Origin of the sequence: Shewanella sp. SR44-3 (assembly GCF_014163735.1) — a bacterium.
In the GTDB taxonomy this organism is placed as follows: Bacteria; Pseudomonadota; Gammaproteobacteria; order Enterobacterales; family Shewanellaceae; genus Shewanella.
Window position 1 is genome coordinate 1 of sequence record NZ_JACJDV010000036.1, and the last position, 18,892, is coordinate 18,892.

The 18,892-nt window shown below is 43.4% G+C and carries 18 protein-coding genes; 8 read left to right on the forward strand and 10 right to left on the reverse strand.

Going from position 1 to position 18,892, the window contains the following annotated elements:
- Positions 1 to 527 precede the first annotated feature (527 nt).
- Both H5073_RS14620 and H5073_RS14625 read right to left on the reverse strand, forming a co-directional pair.
- Positions 528 to 848, reverse strand: a complete 321-nt coding sequence (locus H5073_RS14620) for a DUF962 domain-containing protein (RefSeq protein WP_182680302.1) — start codon at positions 846 to 848, stop codon at positions 528 to 530.
- Positions 849 to 1,116: 268 nt separating this feature from the next.
- On the reverse strand, positions 1,117 to 1,755 hold the full coding sequence (locus H5073_RS14625) for an N-acetyltransferase (RefSeq protein ID WP_182680303.1): 639 nt from the start codon (positions 1,753 to 1,755) through the stop codon (positions 1,117 to 1,119).
- Positions 1,756 to 1,875: 120 nt separating this feature from the next.
- On the opposite strand from H5073_RS14625, the gene H5073_RS14630 reads away from it, so the two are divergent.
- Entirely contained in the window at positions 1,876 to 2,106 is a 231-nt protein-coding gene (locus H5073_RS14630; RefSeq protein WP_182680304.1) for a DUF2789 domain-containing protein, read from the forward strand.
- Positions 2,107 to 2,112: 6 nt separating this feature from the next.
- Here H5073_RS14630 and H5073_RS14635 read toward each other — a convergent pair whose 3' ends face one another.
- On the reverse strand, positions 2,113 to 2,496 hold the full coding sequence (locus H5073_RS14635) for a DUF3192 domain-containing protein (protein ID WP_182680305.1): 384 nt from the start codon (positions 2,494 to 2,496) through the stop codon (positions 2,113 to 2,115).
- A 189-nt stretch (positions 2,497 to 2,685) separates the two neighbouring features.
- Between H5073_RS14635 and H5073_RS14640 the strand changes: the two genes are divergently transcribed.
- Both H5073_RS14640 and H5073_RS14645 read left to right on the forward strand, forming a co-directional pair.
- Positions 2,686 to 3,015, forward strand: coding sequence for a hypothetical protein (locus H5073_RS14640; RefSeq protein WP_182680306.1), 330 nt, complete (start codon positions 2,686 to 2,688; stop codon positions 3,013 to 3,015).
- Positions 3,016 to 3,789, forward strand: coding sequence for a Zn-ribbon-containing protein (locus H5073_RS14645; protein WP_182680307.1), 774 nt, complete (start codon positions 3,016 to 3,018; stop codon positions 3,787 to 3,789).
- A gap of 29 nt (positions 3,790 to 3,818) precedes the next feature.
- Here the strand turns inward: H5073_RS14645 and syd are convergent, their stop codons facing one another.
- Positions 3,819 to 4,475 (reverse strand): SecY-interacting protein, encoded by a 657-nt coding sequence (gene syd, locus H5073_RS14650; protein ID WP_182680308.1) that lies wholly within the window; start codon positions 4,473 to 4,475, stop codon positions 3,819 to 3,821.
- A 54-nt stretch (positions 4,476 to 4,529) separates the two neighbouring features.
- On the opposite strand from syd, the gene queF reads away from it, so the two are divergent.
- A complete protein-coding gene (gene queF / locus H5073_RS14655; RefSeq protein ID WP_182680309.1) occupies positions 4,530 to 5,384 on the forward strand; it encodes an NADPH-dependent 7-cyano-7-deazaguanine reductase QueF in 855 nt (284 codons plus the stop codon).
- A 158-nt stretch (positions 5,385 to 5,542) separates the two neighbouring features.
- Here queF and H5073_RS14660 read toward each other — a convergent pair whose 3' ends face one another.
- On the reverse strand, positions 5,543 to 6,283 hold the full coding sequence (locus H5073_RS14660; protein ID WP_182680310.1) for a TetR/AcrR family transcriptional regulator: 741 nt from the start codon (positions 6,281 to 6,283) through the stop codon (positions 5,543 to 5,545).
- A 189-nt stretch (positions 6,284 to 6,472) separates the two neighbouring features.
- Here H5073_RS14660 and H5073_RS14665 point away from each other — a divergent pair, with 189 nt between their 5' ends.
- From H5073_RS14665 to H5073_RS14675, 3 genes are read left to right on the forward strand one after another with little or no spacing between them, the layout of a single operon-like run.
- Positions 6,473 to 7,546 carry an efflux RND transporter periplasmic adaptor subunit gene (locus H5073_RS14665; RefSeq protein WP_182680311.1) on the forward strand — a complete coding sequence of 358 codons (1,074 nt, stop codon included), beginning with the start codon at positions 6,473 to 6,475 and terminating at the stop codon, positions 7,544 to 7,546.
- A gap of 1 nt (position 7,547) precedes the next feature.
- Positions 7,548 to 8,621, forward strand: a complete 1,074-nt coding sequence (locus tag H5073_RS14670; protein WP_182680312.1) for an efflux RND transporter periplasmic adaptor subunit — start codon at positions 7,548 to 7,550, stop codon at positions 8,619 to 8,621.
- Entirely contained in the window at positions 8,618 to 11,689 is a 3,072-nt protein-coding gene (locus H5073_RS14675; RefSeq protein ID WP_182680313.1) for an efflux RND transporter permease subunit, read from the forward strand. The genes H5073_RS14670 and H5073_RS14675 overlap by 4 nt, the downstream gene beginning before the upstream one ends.
- Positions 11,690 to 11,764: 75 nt before the next feature.
- On the opposite strand, the gene H5073_RS14680 is transcribed toward H5073_RS14675, so the two are convergent.
- From H5073_RS14680 to H5073_RS14700, 5 genes are all read right to left on the reverse strand, one after another.
- The gene (locus tag H5073_RS14680; RefSeq protein WP_182680314.1) at positions 11,765 to 12,118 is read right to left on the reverse strand and encodes a YkgJ family cysteine cluster protein; all 354 of its coding nucleotides are present in this window, start codon (positions 12,116 to 12,118) and stop codon (positions 11,765 to 11,767) included.
- Positions 12,119 to 12,159: 41 nt separating this feature from the next.
- On the reverse strand, positions 12,160 to 16,035 hold the full coding sequence (gene hrpA / locus H5073_RS14685) for an ATP-dependent RNA helicase HrpA (protein WP_182680315.1): 3,876 nt from the start codon (positions 16,033 to 16,035) through the stop codon (positions 12,160 to 12,162).
- Positions 16,036 to 16,157: 122 nt separating this feature from the next.
- Positions 16,158 to 16,574, reverse strand: a complete 417-nt coding sequence (locus H5073_RS14690) for a CBS domain-containing protein (RefSeq protein WP_182680316.1) — start codon at positions 16,572 to 16,574, stop codon at positions 16,158 to 16,160.
- 260 nt (positions 16,575 to 16,834) lie between these two features.
- The gene (locus H5073_RS14695) at positions 16,835 to 17,260 is read right to left on the reverse strand and encodes an N-acetyltransferase (protein WP_182680317.1); all 426 of its coding nucleotides are present in this window, start codon (positions 17,258 to 17,260) and stop codon (positions 16,835 to 16,837) included.
- Positions 17,261 to 17,408: 148 nt separating this feature from the next.
- On the reverse strand, positions 17,409 to 17,834 hold the full coding sequence (locus H5073_RS14700; RefSeq protein WP_182680318.1) for a PACE efflux transporter: 426 nt from the start codon (positions 17,832 to 17,834) through the stop codon (positions 17,409 to 17,411).
- Positions 17,835 to 17,920: 86 nt separating this feature from the next.
- Here H5073_RS14700 and H5073_RS14705 point away from each other — a divergent pair, with 86 nt between their 5' ends.
- Positions 17,921 to 18,835 carry a LysR family transcriptional regulator gene (locus tag H5073_RS14705; protein ID WP_182680319.1) on the forward strand — a complete coding sequence of 305 codons (915 nt, stop codon included), beginning with the start codon at positions 17,921 to 17,923 and terminating at the stop codon, positions 18,833 to 18,835.
- Positions 18,836 to 18,892: the final 57 nt, after the last annotated feature.

The following is an 18,892-nucleotide window of genomic DNA, read 5'->3' on the forward strand; positions in this document are numbered from 1 at the left end:
GTATCATTCAAGATACCGTCCTTTATCTCAGCATTCCATTGACTGAGCCTGCTCTATCCTTAAGCGTGTCCTATATCATCCATGACAATCTTAATCCTTGAGTGAGACATCATGTCTACACTGGCCTTCCCTTGCATCCCCCGACCTGAAGTCTTTCCTAGGGGTATCCGTTTTCATCCTTGTACTCAATCATCCTGATCAAGTGAATCAACCTTGAGTGCTTCCTGCTCTCTACTCTGCCTTGAGTATGCTCTACCTTGAGCGCTTCCTATTCCGTTCATCCTGTTCCTTGGATGTGTTAATCATAAGCCAGCTTCCCCCTTGGGAACATCCACTCAAAAAAGATTTTTGCCAAATAGCCATGACAAAAATGAATGATTCACGAATTTAGAATAAATAATCATATAAAATTAATAACTTAATAAACATCAGCATCTACTTGGCTGCAAACAATAGCGCCAATGCTCACATACCGTGTGAGAGATATCGCACACGCGCTGCGGAACTTATCCAAAGGGGGAAATGCTTTATCGAATTTGACCTGTCAGCATCTGCCAAAACATCAGCCAATCGCCTAAAAAACTGTAGAAAGGATAGCTAAAGGTTGCTGGCCTATTTTTCTCAAACACAAAATGGCCAAACCAAGCAAACCCATAGCCAATAAGCGGAAGAGTTAATAAATATCCCCACGCCCCTAGGCTAATAACACTGATTAATGCAATAAGCGTAAGCGCGCTGCCAACAAAGTGGCATCGACGACAAAATAAGTTACTGTGCTCAGACAAATAGTAAGGATAAAAATCCCTGAAACAGCTAAAAGTGTTCGGGCTTTCACGCTCTTTATTCATCAGCATATCGCCTTAATTTATCATGATTCCCCATGGCACCAACTTAACTAACTTCAACTCAAAGAGATGAATGAATGATATTAAAACAGATTAATCTTCAACATCTTGCAATTCAACTTGAACTTTTCTCTGATAACAAGGTTTTTCTTATTATTAAAAACACGCGTCAATTGCTAGCCTATTGCAAGTGAACTCAATACAGCTAGCGGTACAAAAAACTGTTCAATATACATTTTGTTTAATATACATTTATTATTCCATCCTGAGGTTAGCTGCTGAGCTGACCATGGTAAAACAGTAACTCTCCCTGAACATCACCAATACTCATGGCCGTGAGGTTAATAAACCCGTGGCGCTGAAACAAGGCACTGTGATTGTCGTTAGCGACAAACACCCCTAACCCTTCCAATTTAGGCTGCTCATCACACCAGCTTAATACCGCTTCAATCAACTGGCCGCCATTGCCTTTGTGTTGCTCGGTGGGCGCTAAGGCGATAAATTGTAATATTCCGCATTTATCACTGGGTAACTGCTCAATAATCGAAGTTTCTTTTTGCATCAGACCTTGAGTTGATTTCCAGCCCGTGCCCAATAGCATCTTAAAACGCCAATGCCAATATCGGCTCTCGCCGACAGGGACTTGATGAGTGACAATACAGGCCACGCCTATGAGTCTGTCGCCATCAAACCAGCCAATTAATGGCTGCTCTTGTTGCCATAATTCATTGAGTTCTTCACGAATAGCAGCACGCAGTTTTTGCTCGTAACTGGTTTTATCACCTGAGAATAGAATCGCTAAAAAGTAGGGGTCATTTTGGTATGCATTGTAAATAATCGATGCCGCAATTCTGAGATCTTCGGCGGTTAAATACACTGCACGATATTGTTCTACTGGTGCAACGTTCATAAATCGAGTCCTTTTTAAGCACAATTACCACCAAGTTAACAAAAAAATAACAATGTGCAAGCGCCTTGTGCTTTGACGTTAGGCTTTTATACTCAAATAAGCCGTTCAAGGAGAACAATCATGGATACGACCCAGAATGATATTAAGCATTTGTTTCAGCAGTTAGGGCTGGCTTTTCAGCCAAAAGACATTGAGGACTTTATCAATAACAATAAAATACCAGCGGATATACATTTAGCAGAGGCTGCTTTTTGGAATTCAGCGCAGCGGCACTTTCTCAAGGAGTCATTAAACGAAGACGCCCAATGGTCAGAACTCATCGACCAATTGGACGTCTTATTAAGGAAATAATCAGGGTTAGATCATTTTATATGCCGCGTCACCCCAACCAATCAATTTATTGTTGCGTAAAACGACCGGAGTGCATTCTTCCTTGGTCGTTTTTCCATCGCCTTTACTCCATTGAGTACGATAGAAAAACACTTGAACTTGCTGCTCAGCGTCTTGCGCCGAGGCTTGAGTCACAAAGGCTTCACTAAAATCGGCAGTGCCCATTAATAGTGTTACTTGCTGCGTGTCCATGCCTATAGAAAGCTTAGCGATGTTGTCACGATTAGCCTGTTGCTGTTCTTCCCAGCCACTATGGCCTGAAGATCCATGATCGCCTACATTTAGTACGCAACCACTCATTAATAAGCTCAAGCTAGTTAATAACGCTGCTGGAATAAGTTTTAATTTCATGTCTCGTCCTTTTTGTTAACATTACCACTACTCATATTTATTTTTATAAATAATGAAGATACCGATAACACAAAGCAAAAGCTATGCCAAAACCAATAGTTCGACAAGATATTGATTTTAAACAAAATAATATAACGTTGAGTTCAGCTTGCTTTGTGTTTTATTAACAATTGAGGAAAATAACCAACAATGAGTCCAATTGACCAAGTGCTTGCAGCAGCAAAAGCCATCGCCTTAAGTGGTCATACCCCTAACTTAGCGTTAGTTAAAGCCAGATTGAGTAAAAAACTCCCTATACCCGTTATTATTCAAGGACTTAAAGAGTTTAAAGCTATACCTAAAGAGCGTTGGTCAAGCCTTACTGATTTAGACATGACCCACTCAGTAATTAATGAAGCGCCAGTCATGGAGCCTAACATTGATCTACAGCAATTACTCAACACTATTGGGCAGTTGAGCCAACAGATAGAACAACTCACTTCACGAGTGCATGCCCTTGAAAATAAGGTAAATGAATAGATGTTTGTCACAGAACTACGCTTTGAATGCTTTGCAGACACCAGTATTGAAGCGGCAGAGAAAGCCATTAATAACTTTTTAGAAGCCCTACGCGCCAACGGACAGGTATTAGGACGTGAATTTGCCGTCGCCTTTAATGACGGAGAGTTCAGAGTCCGTTTACTAACACCTGAGCGTAGCAGCCTAGCTAACCGCCATAATAGCCCTTGGGTCAAAGTCGCCCTTAATGGGCTCACTGAGGCCAAAATTCTCGCACCACGAGAGAAGTTTATCGGCCAAGATATTAACTCTGAAGCCAGTAATACAGAGAAGCCCAGTTGGCAGTTGCTTTACACTAGCTATGTGCACATGTGCTCACCACTTCGAAACGGTGATAACTTGTTGCCCATTCCTTTGTATCACATCCCAGCAACCTTCAATGGCGATCATAAGCGGATGATAAGATGGCAAAGTGAATGGCAGGCCTGCGATGAGCTGCAAATGGCCGCTGCCACTAAGGCTGAGTTTGCCGCGATTGAAGAAATTTCCACCACTGGAAGTGACTTATTTAGACGCGGTTGGGATTTACGTGGCCGCGTAGAGTTTTTAACCCAAATACCCACTTACTACTATTTGTATCGCGTAGGGGGTGAGAGCCTAAGCGCAGAGCTAGCACGGCCTTGTCCCAAATGTGGCAGCCATGATTGGAAGCTTGAAGCACCATTATTAGATATGTTCCACTTTCGCTGTGAACCCTGCCGCATAGTGTCAAATTTATCTTGGGATCATCAATAATCCTAAATGAAGCCATTGCTCAGCGAAGATTACTTTCGCATTCGCTGGGTCAAATCTTGCCACATCAGTTTCATGCGCTGCCAAATACCTGGGTGTTGCCATTGTTCATTTATCTCTTGAACTGGCTTTAAGGCTGGGGTGATGCGTGGGGTCAATGTAGCAATAAAATCAGCTATAGATGCAGCAAGTTCTGTATTTGGCACTTCACCTGGTATTTCAATCCATACGGCACCAGTTTCATTGTCTACCGTGAGCATAGCGTCGCCTTCATCTAAGACACCAATAAACCAGGTCGGCGCTTGTTTAAGCTTTTGTTTCATGATCAAGTGACCGATTATATTTTGCTGCAAGTATTCAAAATCATCGAGGGACCAAGCAAGCAATAACTCCCCCTCACCCCAAGGTGAGTTAAATTGCAACGGTGCACTAAAAAATGTACCGTAAAACTGATTAATATCTTGATGCAAGGCCATAGTTAACGCCGTAGCGACATTATCAAAATCTCCCGCTTGCTCACGTTTTACCGGTTGCCAATATACCGCATCCTCAGACTGCTCATCAAAAGTTTGCATGATACAAGGCGAGTCCACGCCCATGGGATAGTAACGTGGCAACTCAGATAAGGCATCCTGATATGAGTTAAGGTATGAATTTATAAATTTCTCTAATGCAGATGAACAAGACACTTAAGCTACTCGTGGTTTATAATAAAAAGATATTTTGACATGGAAACCCATTAGATGACACACAATCACGACCCCTATAGCGATGCCCAAGCACTAAAAGGCTTAACTTTAGGCCGAGCTACTGAGTACCAAGCAGAATACGATGCTTCGCTGTTACAAGGTGTTCCCCGCAAACTGAATCGTGATGCGATTGAACTCACGACCGAATTGCCCTTTCAGGGGACTGATATTTGGACAGGTTATGAGCTGTCTTGGCTCAATAGCAAGGGCAAGCCTATGGTAGCCATTATGCAAGTGCATCTGGATATCAATAGCGTCAACTTGATTGAATCTAAATCTTTTAAGCTCTATCTCAATAGCTTTAATCAAACCCGTTTCGATAACCTAGATGCAATCAAAACTACGCTAACCACAGATCTAGGCCAATGTGCTCAAGGTGATGTTACGGTAAAAATCATCGAACCTAAGCACTTTAGCATTGAGCGTATTAATGAATTACCGGGCAATTGTATTGATGAATTAGATATTGAAGTTGATGATTATCAATTCAATCCTGAATATTTACTCAATAGCACTGAAGAGAAAAATGTCGCTGAGACATTAACCTCAAATTTACTGAAGTCTAATTGTTTGATCACCTCACAGCCAGATTGGGGCAGCGTAATGATCCGCTATCAAGGCCCTAAAATTGATCGTGAAAAGCTGCTACGCTATTTAATCTCATTCCGTCAGCATAATGAATTTCATGAACAATGTGTTGAGCGGATATTTATGGATCTTAAAAAGTACTGCCAATGCAGCAAGTTAACTGTTTATGCTCGATATACTCGCCGTGGCGGTTTAGACATTAATCCGTTTCGAAGTGATTTTGAACAAGCCCCAGAAAATCATCGCTTAGCTAGACAGTAAATCTCCCATACGCATAAGGTAAAGGCTAAGGAGCGATGACAGCTGCTTAGCCTTTATTTTGATGGATAACTCAATAATCTCTGCTCAGATAATAAATGCATATCAAACAGCTAAAAAATCTTATAAAGCTGTTCAGCATATAAAGCACTGGCTTAAGTTCACACATTCTCACAATCAAAGTTATCACCAAAATCAGTGATAAATTGACTCTTTGCCACAAAACTTGCCAAGCTGTCTATTTCTGGGATCATCTTAAAATCAAGCGCTAATAAGCCACAAATTGAACGGGCAAACAAACGCCAATGGTTCACTTGAACCTGTTGAAATGATACGCCAGGATAAGTGTTTTTAGCTAACGGCGCCAAACTCACAAAGCTATTGGCACTAGAACAACACAGCCACTCCAGCTCTTTTAGTGCAAGTTGCCTTGCAATTCCTTCTTGATGACATTGTTCGAGCATCTGAGCGATTAGCCTTGCGAGTTCATCATCATCCTCAAAAATATAATCATGCATCTGCGCATCTTGCCCCATAGAGTCTGCCATCAGCTGAATGGGACGGGGATCTAACATCAATACCGCCTGCAAATTAATAATCACATAAAAAAGCCGTTCATTACTAGCAAGTTCTGGTGAAAACTCCTGAGTCAGCGAGGACACAAATTGATGAAAATAGGCTTCAATACGGTCACAAACCTGTTGCCATACTTGAAACTTGGTGCCGAAATGATGGCGAATTAGCCCATGGGATACCCCTGCTTGCTCACTTATTGCTCTCAAGCTGACATTAGCATAACCTTGTTGGCAGAATAATTGCGTCGCAGCATCTATAATGTCTTTTCGGGTTTGTTTTGTATTTTCAGCAGATTGACGACCAATACGTTTATCTTTATCTGACATAACTCTCTCTTTGGGGACTGCTATACTGGACAAGCGCTGCCCTGTATCACGCACAAGAGTGCCATTTTACTATCCAAGTGTACAGTAATTGTTGTGCTGTGCCGTTAAGATCAATATACTTCGCCTACCACTTACTGTACAAGTGTATAGCATAATGAGTTTTACCTATATAACATGACGAGGAACAAGATGCCTGCAACTAAGATACGATCAGGGTTTAGGCTTATATCCCTGATAACCCTTGCCGCCTTATTATGGGGTTGTGAAAAGGCGCAATCAGAAACGGGAGTCGACGCCAGCACCCCTGTTAAGTTAATGGAAATTCCTCAACTAAAGAGCACTAAAACCCATCAATTTGTAGCGCAAGTCAGTGCCAGTAAGCAAGCACAATTGGCATTCCAAGTGCCCGGCGAAATCGCCATGTTAGAGGTCCGCATGGGCCAAGACATCAAGCAAGGGCAACTGCTTGCCAAACTCGATCAGCAAGATTATTTACTCGCCTTAGCCGCTATGCAGGCCAATTTTGAGCTACAACAAGCCAGACTTAAACGGGCAAGACAGCTTTTTGAAAAACACTTAGTCAGTGAAGACAGCCTAGATCAAACTCAAACAGCTTACACTGAAGCCCAGCTGAATTTACAACAAGCGCAGACAGATTTATCTTACACCGAACTACATGCCCCTTTCTCCGGCGTTATCTCCATTACCCACGCTAAAACCTATCAGTTCGTTGATGCTAAACAAGCCGTTGTCAGCATGTTGAATAATCAAGATTTCGATATCGACTTTAGTTTACCTGTGCACCTCACTACAGAGTTAAATATTGATAACCTTAAGCACAGTAACCTCAAAGTACGCTTAAGCCGTTTCGATAATTTATTATTACCCGCAAGCTTCAAAGAAATATCCACCAAACCCGATGCTGACACCAACTCCTACAAGGTCACATTGACCATTAGTCGTCCACCTAGCCTTAATATTCTGTCTGGCATGTCTGGTATGGTTCACATTGAGCAAGCATTGACAGAACAGTTGGGCTTAATGTTACCCCTTGGTGCAATTTACAGCCAAAGAAATGGTCAGGCCCAAATCTGGCGTATGAATGAAACCAGCCAATTGCTCGAAGCTGTATCAGTGCTATTGGATGCTGATGACAGGATCGTGAGCGGCATAACCCCAGGAGATAAAATTGTGATCGCTGGTGCTAAAAACCTTAAAGCGGGTCAAAGAGTTCGCCCTTGGGTAAAAGAAGGGGGGATTTAATATGCCGTCTGTAGCCAAACGCATTATCAACATATTGCTGCCTTGCATCTTGCTTGTCGCCTGTAGCGAAGATCCGCAAATAACGGTTAAATCAACCCTAACTGTTACTCATCAAGTGCTAGCTGCACCTGTGACCGCACAGTACCGTGACTTTATCGGCCAAGTTGTCCCCGCTGAATTGACTCCATTGTCATTTAGGATCCCAGGCGAAATAAGCCAAGTGCTCATAAAACCTGGCGAACCTGTCACTAAAGGACAAGTGCTTGTAAAACTTGATTCCAGAAAAGCCGAACAAAAGCAGGCTGATACCCAAGCAAAACTAGCATTGGCTCAGAAGCAATTAAGCCGTGCTAAAAGCCTTGTCAGCCAGCAGCTTATTTCTCAAGCCGAATTGGATGAGCTTATCGCCAATGTAAAGCTTGCCGAAGTGAACCAAAAATTGGCTCAAGCTCAAGTTAAATACAGCGTGATCCGCGCGCCCTTCTCAGGTCTAGTTTCCGAGGTCAACAAAGAAAATTATGAAACCGTAGCTCCCAGTGAACCTGTGGTTAAGCTGTATCAAAGCGATAAAATTTACGTAAAAATTCAATTGCCCGACATTATTCTCGCCAGATTTAATCCCGAGAAAAAAGAAACCGACTACAAACCCACATTGCAATTTGCCAATGATGGTCCTGAATTCCAAGTGTCATTGCTCGAATACACTATGCAGCTCACCGCCCAAAATCAAGCCTATGAAGCTTGGTTTGTCATGCCACAAACTAATCCAGTGACCCTTCCTGGGACCACTGCCACTGTGCACATAGATTTAATTAAAGCTGGTATTAGTGGTGATCTGGGTTATCAAGTGCCAATGAATGCCCTTGATCCAGGCATACAATCGAAACAATTTTATGTTTGGAAAATCCTCGATGGCAAGATTAGTAAGCAAGAAGTCGATATTGTGCAAATGTCTACCTTAGGAGCCTTAGTCATCAATGGCATAAATGAAGGCGATAAAATCGTAACCTCACACTTAAATCAATTGCGTGAAGGCATGCAAGTTAATTCAACCACCAAGGAGCGAGCAGAGTGACTATTGCTGAGTATTCCATTCGAAATACAGTCATAAGTTGGCTATTCCTCATTATTTTAGCCATTGGCGGCACCGTCTCTTTCTTAGATTTAGGCCGATTAGAAGATCCAGCCTTTACGCTAAAAGATGCCATGATCATCGCCCCTTACCCGGGCGCGACCCCAACGGAAGTAGAAGAAGAATTAACCTACCCTATCGAGAAGGCACTAAGGCAATTACCTTATGTTGATCATATCACCTCGACGTCATCTTCAGGTTTATCGCAAATCATGGTCAGTATGAGAACCGAATATGACGCCGATGCCCTGCCACAAATTTGGGATGAGCTGCGCCGAAAGATAAACGATCTAAAACCTGAACTGCCAGATGGCATTATGCCCATTCAAGTGATGGATGATTTTGGTGATGTATTTGGTTATATGTTGATGATAACCGGCGATAATTACAGTTTTGTCGACCTTAAACGCTACGTGGATCAATTGATCCGTGAAATCGAACTGATTGATGGTGTCGGTAAAGTTAGCCTTGCAGGTAAGCAGCAAGAGCAATTGTTTGTTGAGTTCTCACTAAAAAGTTTGGCTGCCTTTAATCTTGAAATGAGCACAGTAGCCGGCATTCTTAGCCAGCAAAATGCCATTATGAGTGCCGGTAACGTCACCATTAATTCTTTACAACTGCCATTACGCCCAAGTGGTGAACTCAACAGCATTGAAACCTTCGAAAACTTAATTATCCATGGCCGTGATACAGGTAATCTTATTCGCCTTAAAGACGTAGCACATATCTTTAGAGGCCTTGAAGAAAAACCTTCAAACCTACTTAATTTTGATGGCATGCCAGCCCTTAATTTAGGCATTTCATTTACTAAGGGGGTAAATGTCGTTGAAGTCGGCAAACGCGTCAACGAACACCTTGCACAGCTTGAGCAATTAAAGCCTGCAGGGATTGAAATCCATACCATTTACGATCAAGCCAGCGAAGTAGAACAATCCGTTAATGGCTTTGTTATCAGCCTTGCCCAAGCGGTTGCTATTGTCATTTTGGTGCTGCTATTCACCATGGGCTTTCGCAGCGGTATCATCATTGGCGCCGTGTTGCTGCTGACAGTGCTGGGCACCTTCATCATGATGAAGCTGTACGAAATTGAGCTGCAAAGAATATCCCTTGGCGCACTGATTATCGCCCTAGGTATGCTAGTGGATAATGCCATTGTGGTGGTAGAAGGTATTCTCGTTGGACTTAAGCGCGGAATGACCAAGCTTGAAGCTTCTGTGGATATCGTCCAGCAAACTAAATGGCCACTCCTTGGTGCGACTGTTATTGCGATTATTGCCTTTGCCCCTATTGGTTTGTCTGCCGATGCTACTGGCGAGTTCCTAGGCTCATTGTTCTGGGTATTATGTTTCTCATTGTTTTTATCTTGGATAACGGCAATCACCTTAACCCCCTTCTTGGCCCACCTGTTACTTGATGAGTCAACGCCTGGGGATGCGGCAAACTTAGAAGATCCATACAAGGGGATGATTTTCACTGTTTTTAAGAAAATTCTTAACTTCAGCTTGCACCATAGAGTCATCACAGTATTAGCCATGTTTGTACTATTATTTGCTTCATTCTACGGGCTCACCAAAGTTAAAAATGCTTTCTTCCCGCCATCTAATACGCCAATGTTTTATGTGGACATGTGGTTGCCTGAAGGCACAGAAATTCGTGAAACCTATAAAAAGGTCAAGCAAGTTGAATACTTTATTCAAACTAATTATGACATCGAGTTTATCAGCTCTACCACAGGCCAAGGCATGCAGCGCTTTACCTTGACCTATGCGCCAGAACACAGCTACGCCGCCTTTGCTCAGATGCAAATACGCGTAGGTGACAGAGACGAAATGATGCTGTTGTTAAATCAGCTGGATAAAAACCTACCTCAACAGTTCCCTGAGGCCATGTTCCAATATCGCTTTATGGAAATCGGTCCATCGGCAGCCTCTAAGATTGAAGCCAGATTAACCGGCGCCGATCCTAAGGTGTTACGCCACTACGCCGCGCAAGTTGAAGATATTTTCAGGGCTGATGCGGGCGCCCGCAACGTGCGTAATAATTGGCGCGAAAAAACCAAGCAATTGGTGCCTAAATTCAACGAATCACAGGCAAGACGCCTTGGGATCTCAAAACAGGATTTAGCAAATACACTGCAATCTTCATTTGGTGGTCGCACCATAGGTTACTTCCGTGATGGCACTCAAATGTTACCGATAGTGGTGCGTTTGCCTGAAGAAGAAAGAGTTGATTTAAGCAGTATTCAAAAACTGTCTATTTGGAGCCCTAGCCTGCAAAGCTATGTGCCCTTACAGCAAATTATCGACAGTGTCGAGCTTGAATGGATAGATCCCATCATTCAGCGTCGAGATCGTAAGCGTACTTTAACGGTAATGGCCGATCACAACTTATTAGGTGATGAAACGGCAGCCACGCTGTTTAATCGACTGCAGCCACAAGTGGAAGCTATTTCATTACCAGATGGCTACCGCTTAACTTGGGGTGGCGAACATGAAAGTTCAACCGATGCACAAGCGGCACTATTTGGCTCCTTACCCATGGGTTACTTATTCATGTTCATCATTACCGTATTCTTGTTTAATTCGGTGAAAAAGCCTCTGGTTATCTGGTGTACTGTGCCCTTATCCATCATAGGTGTGGTCTGCGGACTTCTCTTGACCAATATGCCACTGAGCTTCACCGCATTGTTGGGGATCTTAAGTTTAAGCGGTATGGTACTTAAAAATGGCATCGTCTTACTGGACCAAATCAATCTGGAGCTCGATTCAGGCAAAGAGCCCTATCTTGCGGTGCTTGATAGTGCAATTAGCCGAGTTCGCCCAGTGAGCATGGCAGCCTTGACCACCATTTTGGGTATGGTCCCGTTAATGTTCGACGCCTTCTTCGGCTCAATGGCCATTGCCATCATGTTTGGTCTTGGCTTTGCCACTGTGCTGACCTTGGTCATAGTGCCAGTGTTATTTACCTTGTTCCACGGGATAGCTATCCCACGGGAAATTGAGCAAGCTTAAATACCCAAGCCATAGTTTCACTTAACAAAACGCCAGCTTAATTGCTGGCGTTTTTGTATCGCATTAAGTGAAAGATCACACTAACACTTGCCTTGTATTGGCGATGTAATGATGGATGTCGCGCTCAACCTTTGGCTCAATCATCTCTTTGGGGCGACAAGAATTTGGGCATGGCATATTGGGCGTGGTACCAAAAATACGACAAATAAGCGGGCGTTCTTCATACACAGTGCAGCCATTAGGCCCCAAGTGTACACAGTTCCACTCCTCTAAAGCGGCATCATGCTCAGCATCGGTTTTTACGGGTAGGTGCGACATTTCTTCAGCCGATGTTGTTACCGGACCACAGCAATCGTGGCATCCTGGCACACATTCAAATGTTGGAATACGCTCACGTAAACTCACGACAATCTTTCTGTTAGTGTTCATTTATACCTAACTTTTTTAAGCGCAAAAATAATAAAATTTCACTACATATCCATTACATGGTTCAAAATGCGTTTTTCTGAGATGGGATAGGCAGTTCCTAACATCTGGGCAAAACACGATACTCGATACTCCTCTACCATCCAGCGTGCCTCAACCAAGCTTTCTGGCACAGGTTGCGACTTAGGCAACTTATTGAGCTGAGCATTAAGCGCATCTTGCACCTTTGCTACGCTGTGCATGTGCAGGCGATCACGACTTGGGTCCACCGGCAGTTTATCCAAACGATGCTCAATGGCTTTAAGGTAGCGGATAATATCCCCCAAACGCTGCCAGCCACAGTCTTCTACAAAGCCTTTAAAAACTAACTTATCCAGCTGAGTTTGAATGTCACTCATAGCAAAAGCGATATCTAAGCTTATCTTGCCTTTCATGCGTTTTTTAATGTTTTGGTACAAGGTCAATATTTGCTCAACCTTAAGGGATATTTGTTCGGCGCTGGGGTTAAGTTCTTGGCGAACCCATTCTTTTGCTTGCTCAAACTGGGCTTCATTGCGCACATCCAGTTTTTTCTCATCCAATAGTTGCTGCACCGCGGCGGCGATAATATCATCAATTAAAATTTGCACTTGACCAAAGGGATTAAAGTACATGGCAAGCTTGGCTTTATTGGGCAATTTTTGCTGTAAATGCTTCACCGGCGAAGGAATATTAAGCAGTAATAGACGCCTTAAGCCCACTCTGTGATGCCGCTTGGCTTCATGCTCATCATCAAATAACTTAATCGCCACATCCGCTTGGTTGTCAATTAGCGCAGGGTAAGCTTTGACTTCATAATTGCCTTTGCGCTGCTGATATTGACTAGGTAAGTCACCAAAACTCCAGCTCAGCAGGGCTTCTTGCTCTATACCGACTTTAGCCACTTGCCGAATAGCCTTAGCGACCACCCCTTGTAATTTACCTTTTAACTCATCAAGTACTCGCCCTTGCTCGATAAGCGTGCCTTTGTCGTCTTCAATCTTAAAGTTTATCGATAAATGTGCGGTTAACTGGGTTAAATCAAAATCATCTGGCGTGACTCTGGTGCCACTCATACGCAGTAATTGTTTGCACATCACTTCAAGCACGGGGCCACTGAAGGGCTCCATCGCCTGGACACAGGCGCGGGCATAATCCGGCGCGGGCACAAAGTTACGCCTTAATGTCTTAGGCAGTGACTTGATAAGCGCGATAAATTTCTCTTCCCTAAGCCCTGGCACTAACCAATCAAAATCTGTGTCATCCACTTGGTTAAGTAGCGCCACCGGCAGATGCACAGACACGCCATCATCATTCGCGCCAGGCTCAAAATGGTAGCTCAAGGCCAAGGCTAAATTGCCTTTATGCCACACATCGGGGAAATCCAGCGCAGAAATATGCGCGCCGCTGCGCTGCATTAACAGTTCAGGATTAAAGTCCAATAATTGCGGGGTATCACGCTTGGCTTTTTTCCACCAGCCAAAGAATAGCTGACCATTGTATATGCCTTGGGGAATACGTGGCTCATAAAAATCAACCAGCACTTGCTCATCCACTAAGATGTCTCGTCGCCGTGATTTATGCTCCAAGTTGCCAATGTCTTCAACCAAGGCTTGGTTATTAACAAAAAAGGCTTCTTGAGTTTGCAATTGACCTTCGGCTAAGGCGCTTCTAATAAATATTTCTCGCGCCTCGACAGGATCAATTGGCCCATATTGCACCTTGCGGCGACTAACGATATTTAGCCCATAAAGCACTTGGTTTTCAAAAGCGATAACGCTGGCAGGCTTGGCTTCAAAGTGTGGCTCAAGATGGCTCTTTTTGATTAAATGCCCCGCGAGGGATTCGAGCCATTCGGGCTGAATTTTAGCGCAGCAACGGGCAAATAAGCGTGAGGTTTCAGTCAACTCAGCTGCCATGATCCACTTTGGTCCTTTTTTAGCCAATAGTGAACCTGGGAACACGAAAAACTTACGATTTCGTGCACCTAGATACTCATTATTGGCATCTTTAAAGCCAATTTGGCTCAAAAGCCCTGAAAGTACCGCTTTATGCACTTGTTCATAATTGGCAGGCGTGTCATTTAAGCGCCATTTAAGGTCGTGAACCGCTTGTTTAATTTGGGTGAATAAATCCTGCCACTCGCGCACTCTTAAATAGGCTAAATACTCATCACGGCACTGTTTTCTAAATTGACTTGCCGACAATTCATGCTTTTGAGTCTTAAGATACGTCCACAGATTTATCCAGCTGACAAAGTCAGAGTCTTTATCGGCAAAGCGGCGATGCGATTCATCACTGGCTTGCTTTTTCTCCGCTGGACGCTCCCTTGGATCTTGAATAGAAAGACCAGCAGCAATCACTATCACTTCATTTAAACAGCCCAATTGATTGGCTTCAATCACCATGCGCCCAAGGCGAGGGTCCACTGGAATACGGGCTAAAATACGCCCAAGCGGCGTAAGCACTAAGTGGCCTTTTTGCTTATGCACAGCTTGCAGTTCTTCCAGTAGCAAGAAGCCATCACGTATGTGCTTTTGCTCTGGCGGCTGAATAAACGGAAATCCGCCAATGTCACCAAGGCCTATGGCGAGCATTTGCAAAATAACCGAGGCCAAGTTTGTGCGCAGGATCTCAGGGTCGGTAAACGCTGGGCGCGATAAAAAATCTTGCTCATCATAGAGGCGAATACAAATACCCGCTGCCACTCGGCCGCAACGCCCCTGACGCTGATTAGCGCTGGCTTGTGAAATCGGCTCAATAGGCAAGCGCTGCACCTTAGTGCGGTAGCTATAGCGGCTCATGCGCGCCGTGCCTGGGTCAATAACGTAGCGAATGCCCGGCACTGTTAATGACGTTTCTGCCACGTTGGTGGCCAGCACTATGCGTCTGCCGATATGGCTTTTAAATACTTTTGATTGCTCGCCATAAGATAAGCGCGCATATAAAGGCAAAATTTCTGTGTCGCGGTACTGACGCTTTCTGAGCATATCGGCGGTATCGCGAATTTCACGCTCACCATTTAAGAAGATAAGAATATCCCCAGGGCCTTCTTGGATTAACTCATCTACCGCAGAATAAATACCATCACTAAAATCAAGATCCGCTTCGCTGTCACGCACTAGCGGGCGATAGCGGGTTTCAACGGGGTAAGTTCTGCCTGAAACTTCAATAATGGGCGCGCCATTAAAATGCTGGGAAAACTTTTCCACATCTATGGTCGCTGAGGTAATGATCACTTTTAGATCTGGGCGTTTTTTTAGTACCTGTTTTAAATAACCTAAGATAAAATCGATATTGAGACTGCGCTCATGGGCCTCATCGATGATGATAGTATCGTATTGATTTAACAGTTTATCTGAGGTTAATTCCGCCAGTAAAATACCGTCAGTCATTAATTTAATGTAGGAGTCTGGACTAAGGGCATCAGCAAAACGCACCTTAAAGCCCACCGCCTCACCAAGGGGGCAATTAAGCTCATCGGCAATGCGACTTGCCACACTTCGAGCCGCTAAGCGCCTAGGCTGGGTATGGCCAATGAACCCTCGGGTCCCTAAGCCAAGCTCGAGACAAATTTTAGGTAGCTGAGTCGTTTTACCTGAGCCTGTCTCCCCCGCCACGATCACCACTTGATGATTAGCGATGGCGTTAGCGATTTCATCACGTTTTTGTGACACAGGTAATTCAGCAGGATAACTAATCTTAGGACGCTTATTGAGTCTAAGCTGGACCTTATCAAAGGACTCACGAGCCGCGACTTCAAGCTGGGCTAACACAGCAGATTTCTTCTCGGACTCGGGCTCTTTTTTAAGCCTGAATAAACGGCGGCGAATTTTCGCTGCATCCGTTTGGTAACACAGACTAAGAAATGCATTTGAGAGGGGGTGGTTATCCGAAGCCAAATCTACTTACCTTGCCAGAATCAAAAGAAGCGATCCTAGCAAGGAACTGACCATATTGATATTAGTTTAGCCTCGATGGGATAAGCCTAAACGACTTGCTGAGGCTGGATGAGGCTAAAAACCTAAGCTGGAGTTAAATAACATTGCTGCATATAAGTGTTCATGGCGCTAAGCACATTAGTGCGATTAATAGTGCCTATAACTTTACCATCACTCACCACGGGATAAATTTTAGGCTTAGGGCCTAACATCTGCTCTGCAAGCTCCAATATGCTGTCTTCTGGACTCACAAACAGTACATCGGTTTTCATGCAATCGGATACTATTGAGGTCATATCGCAGTGGTAACTGCTTTTAAGCATTACAGCTAGGCAATCTTGTTGCGACAAAAAGCCCACTAGCTCTCCTTGATTATCGACCACAGCAGCGCCTGCTTTATTGTGGGTTAACAAATGTTCAACAGCATTAGCCAAAGGCATGTCAGCTTTAAGTAACACAGGTTGCCTGTCCATATGATGTCTTATTTTAATTGAATCCATATTTCCCCCTAATTGATTGACATTTTAGGGCCGCGATAGCAGCTCCAACCAATGCCTTCATTATTAAGTTTAGACAATTTCCACCAACACTGAAGAGGAATAAACAGATTACTACAATCAGTAAAATCAATGCACTTGATAAAGGGGGGTTAACAAACATAAAATCCAATATACTGGCACTATCGCAGAACATTAACAGGAATAAGCCGCAACTCCCGAACAGAGCGGCCCAAGATAAAGCGAATTCAAGGCTAAATCGGCTATAACTTTTTTACCAAACAATAAGTGGTAAAGCCTGCAGGATAATCGTCTAACTCGCCATACACTTTATAACCCAGTTTTTCATAAAATGGCTTAGCCTGAAAACTGAGTGTTTCTGTACGCATATAGCTAAAGCCTTTCTCAATAGCAAACGCTTCAGCGGCTGCCATTAACTGACGGCCAACACCTGAACCACGGGTTTCTTTGGATAACCACAGTAACTCGATAATGCAATAATTCCAAAATGCCAGCGCACGAATCCCCCCTTGCACTATCCCCTTGTCATCTTTCGCGAAAACGGCAAAACGGGTATCCGCTTCAAGCACTAGCTCATTTGACAGATGTGATTGATTAAATCTCTGTATGCCTTGGCTGATGGTTTTCAAGTCTTCGCTATTTGGCGATGAAGTCGTTTCAATAAACATCTTAAATCCTTGATACGTTTTTAATGATAAATCTACAATAACCAGGCTTGAATACAATTGATAAATAGATTAATTTCCAATAACTTTGCCCTAAAATCCATCATCGAATACCACTCATGTAGCACCAATTATTTATCGCCACGAGTCTTTAACTCGCCGATTTTTCAAAACACTTTTGATAGGGCTGATACACATCATAAAGCCAATTAAATACCCCTGTATAAATCAGAATAAAGCCCAACACCCCTGCTTCAAGGACTAAGGTATCAATTAAACTCAATGATAAATACCATGACACTAAAGGAATGGTAAAAACTAGCATACCACTTTCAAATCCTAGTGCATGGATGACTCTTATAGCTATTTTTCGCTCCACTCTGTTAGAACCAATAAGCTTATCAAACAATAGGTTGTATATATAATTCCAAAATACAGCAAACAGTGTCATGCCAGCACTCACCAGTAACATGTCTGCAGTATCTTTTTCAACTAACAATGCACTAGCTGGCACGATAAAAACCAGCGCAATAAGTTCAAAAGACACGGCATGGAACACTCTTTCTCTATTTTGCATATTTATCTCTATTTAATGGTGATATTTTTGCTATTTTCATCCAAAATATAGATACATAAAAGGTAGTAAGTATCGATAAAGACGATATGTATAGTGTTGAACAGCTTGAAGCCTTTGTGGCGACAGTAAGCACAGGCTCATTTTCATCTGCAGCAAGAAGCCTCAAGAAGGCACAATCTGTCATCAGCCAGCATGTGATAAACCTTGAAATAGATTGCAACAGCGCATTATTTGATCGCAGCGGACGCTACCCTCAATTGACACCTGCGGGAAAAAAGCTGCTACCCCACGCCCAGGTATTACTCAGCCAACATCAACGCCTGCGTGATTGCGCCCAAAGTTTAGGGCAAGGGGCGATATCTGAGCTGACCATAGGTTTAGATGAAGGGATCCCACTGCAAAAGCTGTCCAATATTCTTAATGAACTGGAAGCTAAATTTCCGACTATCACGCTCGAGTTTTTAACCGCATCAAGCATTGATATTATTGATATGATTGATACTGAACGGGCTGTTACCGGGATTATTTTTAGTGAGTTAACGATCCCAACTCACATCGACTTTGAATCAATTGGCTCAATTAAATTTGATATGTACGTTGCAAGTGCGCATCCGCTAGCACAGCAGATATGTGAAAATCTAGCCCATTTAAAATTGCACCGTCAACTCTTGATCCGATCGCGAAATACTAAATCCAGTAGCTTCCAATTCGCCATTAGTCCTGACGTTTGGTATGCCGATAACTATTATATTTTGTTAGAACTTGCGCTACAGGGCCATGGGTGGTGTTTATTGCCCAACCATATTGCCAATAACTATGTTAATAGCGGTCAGTTAGTGATGCTCCCCTCCGAATTTAAAGAGATTGGCTGGCAAGCTAATGTTGATATTATTCAGCATCACAGATACAGCCATGAGCCAGTATTTAAGCAACTTAGGCACTCGCTACGACAATTACTGTCGCCAATCAATACCGTACTTAACCCCGAAATTATGTATTAAACAACCTCAACTCGAGATAATAAATGCACATTCCACCATGGTGATAACATTTTGATA

Coding starts and splice junctions, on each gene's coding strand:
- H5073_RS14640 (WP_182680306.1), top strand. CDS start 2,686: ATGAGTCCAATTGACCAAGTGCTTGCAGCAGCAAAAGCCATCGCCTTA.
- H5073_RS14695 (WP_182680317.1), bottom strand. CDS start 17,260: ATGTTTATTGAAACGACTTCATCGCCAAATAGCGAAGACTTGAAAACC.
- H5073_RS14625 (WP_182680303.1), bottom strand. CDS start 1,755: ATGAACGTTGCACCAGTAGAACAATATCGTGCAGTGTATTTAACCGCC.
- H5073_RS14705 (WP_182680319.1), top strand. CDS start 17,921: ATGTATAGTGTTGAACAGCTTGAAGCCTTTGTGGCGACAGTAAGCACA.
- H5073_RS14645 (WP_182680307.1), top strand. CDS start 3,016: ATGTTTGTCACAGAACTACGCTTTGAATGCTTTGCAGACACCAGTATT.
- H5073_RS14635 (WP_182680305.1), bottom strand. CDS start 2,496: ATGAAATTAAAACTTATTCCAGCAGCGTTATTAACTAGCTTGAGCTTA.
- H5073_RS14680 (WP_182680314.1), bottom strand. CDS start 12,118: ATGAACACTAACAGAAAGATTGTCGTGAGTTTACGTGAGCGTATTCCA.
- H5073_RS14620 (WP_182680302.1), bottom strand. CDS start 848: ATGAATAAAGAGCGTGAAAGCCCGAACACTTTTAGCTGTTTCAGGGAT.
- H5073_RS14665 (WP_182680311.1), top strand. CDS start 6,473: ATGCCTGCAACTAAGATACGATCAGGGTTTAGGCTTATATCCCTGATA.
- H5073_RS14670 (WP_182680312.1), top strand. CDS start 7,548: ATGCCGTCTGTAGCCAAACGCATTATCAACATATTGCTGCCTTGCATC.
- H5073_RS14660 (WP_182680310.1), bottom strand. CDS start 6,283: ATGTCAGATAAAGATAAACGTATTGGTCGTCAATCTGCTGAAAATACA.
- queF (WP_182680309.1), top strand. CDS start 4,530: ATGACACACAATCACGACCCCTATAGCGATGCCCAAGCACTAAAAGGC.
- H5073_RS14700 (WP_182680318.1), bottom strand. CDS start 17,834: ATGCAAAATAGAGAAAGAGTGTTCCATGCCGTGTCTTTTGAACTTATT.
- H5073_RS14630 (WP_182680304.1), top strand. CDS start 1,876: ATGGATACGACCCAGAATGATATTAAGCATTTGTTTCAGCAGTTAGGG.
- H5073_RS14690 (WP_182680316.1), bottom strand. CDS start 16,574: ATGGATTCAATTAAAATAAGACATCATATGGACAGGCAACCTGTGTTA.